Here is a 268-nt window from a genome sequence, read left to right on the forward strand (position 1 = left end):
CTTATATTGCGCTGGTGTCAATCTTTAATAAAGGCCTGCAACGAATCATGGGCATTTTTTAAAACTTGCCCGTGTAAATCTAATCTCGCATCGAGATGATATTTAGCTAGTATTACGTTTTTAAAACCCGGGCTTTGCACGCCATCTCGTTTAAAGCTTAATATGGCGAGTCGGTCGAGCAATTCAAGTGGTGCATCTAACGGATTATATTGGTCACTGTTGAAGGTTAATTGTGCGGCTGTGGTTTTTTCTTGCTGTGCGAGTTCCG

General features: G+C 41.8%; 1 pseudogene. It reads right to left on the reverse strand.

Annotation, left to right across the window (positions count from 1 at the left end):
* Window positions 1-17: 17 nt before the first annotated feature.
* Window positions 18-268, reverse strand: a pseudogene (locus CWB77_RS18265) (Smr/MutS family endonuclease); the annotation flags it as partial.

Source organism: Pseudoalteromonas sp. S1610 (assembly GCF_005887465.1).
Taxonomy (GTDB): Bacteria; Pseudomonadota; Gammaproteobacteria; order Enterobacterales; family Alteromonadaceae; genus Pseudoalteromonas; species Pseudoalteromonas undina.